Source organism: Pseudomonas sp. GXM4 (assembly GCF_008923895.1).
Classification (GTDB): Bacteria; Pseudomonadota; Gammaproteobacteria; order Pseudomonadales; family Pseudomonadaceae; genus Aquipseudomonas; species Aquipseudomonas atacamensis.
This window is the reverse complement of sequence record NZ_WBRZ01000411.1, coordinates 1-3,249: the sequence shown is the minus strand read 5'-3', so window position 1 is coordinate 3,249 and position 3,249 is coordinate 1. Positions and strand designations below refer to the sequence as shown.

Genomic DNA, 3,249 nt, shown 5'->3' with positions numbered 1-3,249 from the left:
CTGCACATTCAACATAAATGTTGTCTGTCAGGCCGTCATCGCGGGCAAGCCCGCTCCCACAGGGGATCTCCTATGGATGGAAGATCGCTTACAGAATACGCACGCGCAACGAGCGGCCCTTGATCTTGCCGTCGTTCAGGCGCTGCAAGGCCTGCATGGCCACGGTGCGCTCGACAGCGACGTAGGCCTGGAAATCGAAGATCGCGATCTTGCCGACCTGCGCACCGGGAATGCCCGCTTCGCCGGTCAGTGCGCCAAGAATGTCGCCCGGGCGCACTTTGTCTTTGCGGCCAGCGCCGATGCACAGGGTGGTCATCGGCGGTTGCAGCGGCGCCAGGCCCTGGGACTTGAGGTTGTCGATCTGATCCCAGTTCAGCGGCGCTTTCTGCAGTTGTTCGATGGCTTGCGCACGATGAGCTTCGGACGGCGCGACCAGGCTGATGGCGATGCCTTTCTCGCCCGCGCGACCGGTACGGCCGACGCGGTGGATGTGGATTTCCGAATCGCGCGCCAGCTCGACGTTGATCACCATGTCCAGCGCATCGATGTCCAGACCACGGGCCGCGACGTCGGTGGCAACCAGCACCGAGGTGCTGCGGTTGGCAAACATCGCCAGCACTTGATCGCGGTCACGCTGTTCCAGATCGCCGTGCAGGCCAACGGCGGAAATACCTTTGGCGGTCAGGTGATCGACGGTTTCCTGAACCTGCTGCTTGGTGAAGCAGAACGCCACGCAGGACGCCGGACGGAAGTGGTGCAGGACTTTGGTCACCGCGCTCATGCGCTCTTCCGGGGAAATCTCGTAGAAGCGCTGCTCGATCTGCGTGTCGTCGTGGAAGGCTTCAGCCTTGACGGTCTGCGGATCGCGCATGAATTTCGAGGCCAGTTGCTTGATGCCCACCGGGTAGGTCGCGGAGAACAGCAGAGTCTGGCGACGCTCCGGGGTCTTGATGATGATGTCTTCGATCGCGTCGTAGAAACCCATGTCGAGCATGCGGTCGGCTTCGTCGAGGATCAGCGTGTTCAGGCCATCGAGCACCAGCGAACCCTTGCGCAAGTGCTGCTGAATGCGCCCCGGGGTGCCGACGATAATGTGTGCGCCGTGTTCCAGCGAAGCGATCTGCGGACCGAACGATACGCCACCGCACAGGGTCAGGACCTTGATGTTGTCTTCGGCGCGGGCCAGACGACGGACTTCCTTGGCCACCTGGTCGGCCAGCTCGCGGGTCGGGCAGATCACCAGCGCCTGGCAACCGAAGTAGCGCGGGTTGATCGGGTTGAGCAGGCCGATGCCGAATGCGGCGGTCTTGCCGCTGCCGGTCTTGGCCTGGGCGATCAGGTCCATCCCCTTGAGGATCACCGGCAAGCTCTGCGCCTGGATCGGCGTCATCTGGGCATAACCGAGTGATTCGAGGTTAGCCAGCATGGCGGCGGACAGCGGCAGAGTATTAAAAGCGGTGGCGATGGTGGTCACGGGACTGGCCTGCAAAACAAAATGTCGCGCAGTGTAGCAGCCCCGTGCCGGTTTCCTCGACAGTTCTGGACGAACAGCGATTGAACCCGAGGCAGGGATTACCTGTGGCGAGGGGATTTATCTGTGGCGAGGGGATTTATCCCCGATGGGGTGCGCAGCACCCCCAATACCTGCCACCTCGATTCATCAGGCTAACCGCATCCAACCTTTTTGGGGCTGCTGCGCAACCCAGCGGGGATAAATCCCCTCGCCACGGAAGTCCTTCAGCAGCCACAGATGTCCTCCAGCACAATCAGTGTTCGATGTGCTCCTGTGGCCGTTTCGCCCGGCGCCCGTCTTCCTTGGACAGCTGCGAGAAGATCGTCGCCGCCAGCATCGCCATCACGCCGACCGTGACGAAGGTCAGTTGGAACGCGCCGAGTACGGTTTCCACGCCATCGTTGCCGACCTTCGCAGTGAAGCCGCCGAGCAGCGCACCGGCGCAAGCCACGCCGAGGCTCAGCGACAACTGCGCGACCACCGACAGCAGACTGTTGCCGCTGCTGGCGCTGGCATCGTCGAGGTCGATCAGCGTCACCGTATTCATCGCGGTGAATTGCAGCGAGTTGATTGCACCCAGCACGGCCAGCAGGCACAGCAGCAGCCAGTACGGCGTCTGCTCGCTGACCAGACCCATGCTCGCCAGCATGATCCCCAGCGCCAGCGTGTTGCCGGTGAGCACGATGCGATAGCCGAGGCGTTCGATCAGCGGCCGCGCGACCCACTTGGCGATCATCGCCGCAGCCGCCAGCGGCAACATGCTCATCCCGGCTTGCGACGGCGAGTAACCCAACGCGACTTGCAGCAGTAGCGGTACCAGAAACGGCAGGGCGCCGCTGCCCAGTCGCGCGAACAGGTTGCCGAGGATGCCGACGGCGAAGGTGCGGGTCTTGAACAATGACGGCGCGAACAACGGGTTTTCGATGTGCCCGGCGCGCAGCCAGTACGCCGCCAGACAGGCCATGCCGGCGAACAGCAGCAACATCACCCGCAGGTGCGGCAGGTGCAGTTCGCCAAGGCCTTCCATGGCGATGGTGATGAGGATCATCGCCGCGCCGAACAGCAGAAAACCGAGGCTGTCGAAGCGCGTGCGCTCCGTGCCGCGCAGATCGGGAATGAACTTCCACACCGCATAACAGCCGATCACCCCGACCGGCAGATTGATCAGGAAGATCCAGTGCCACGTCACGTATTCCACCATCCAGCCGCCCATGGTCGGGCCGATCAGCGGGCCGAGCAGGCCGGGAATGGTGATGAAACCCATGATCCGCACCAGTTCCGAGCGCGGGTAGGCACGCAGCACCACCAGCCGCCCGACCGGCAACATCAGCGCACCGCCGAGGCCCTGAATCACCCGTGCACCGATGAGCATGCTCAGGCTGCTGGATAACGCGCACAGCAACGAGCCGAAACTGAACAGCAGAATCGCGCCGAAGAAGATTTTCTTGGTGCCGAAGCGGTCGGCGATCCAGCCTGAGGCCGGGATCAGCAGGGCCACGGTGAGCATGTAGGCGATGATCACACCCTGCATGCGCAACGGGTCTTCGGCCAGATCGCTGGCCATGGCCGGCAGCGCGGTGTTGAGGATGGTCCCGTCGAGGGACTGCATGAAGAACGCAATGGCGACGACCCACGGCAACCAGCGGGCGGTGATGGCGTCGAGAGGCGGGCGGTTGGGCATGGAACCTCTTGTGGTCTGTTGGATGATCGTTCCCACGCTCTGCGTGGGAATGACT

At 63.0% G+C, this 3,249-nt stretch carries 2 protein-coding genes; both read right to left on the bottom strand.

The window, feature by feature from the left end; translation table 11 throughout:
- Positions 1–88: 88 nt before the first annotated feature.
- Positions 89–1,474: an ATP-dependent RNA helicase DbpA gene (gene dbpA, locus F8N49_RS26730; RefSeq protein ID WP_024014613.1), complete on the bottom strand. Its 1,386-nt coding sequence runs from the start codon at positions 1,472–1,474 to the stop codon at positions 89–91.
- Between the two features lie 292 nt (positions 1,475–1,766).
- Positions 1,767–3,194: a multidrug transporter subunit MdtD gene (gene mdtD / locus F8N49_RS26725; protein ID WP_042606617.1), complete on the bottom strand. Its 1,428-nt coding sequence runs from the start codon at positions 3,192–3,194 to the stop codon at positions 1,767–1,769.
- Positions 3,195–3,249 lie beyond the last annotated feature (55 nt).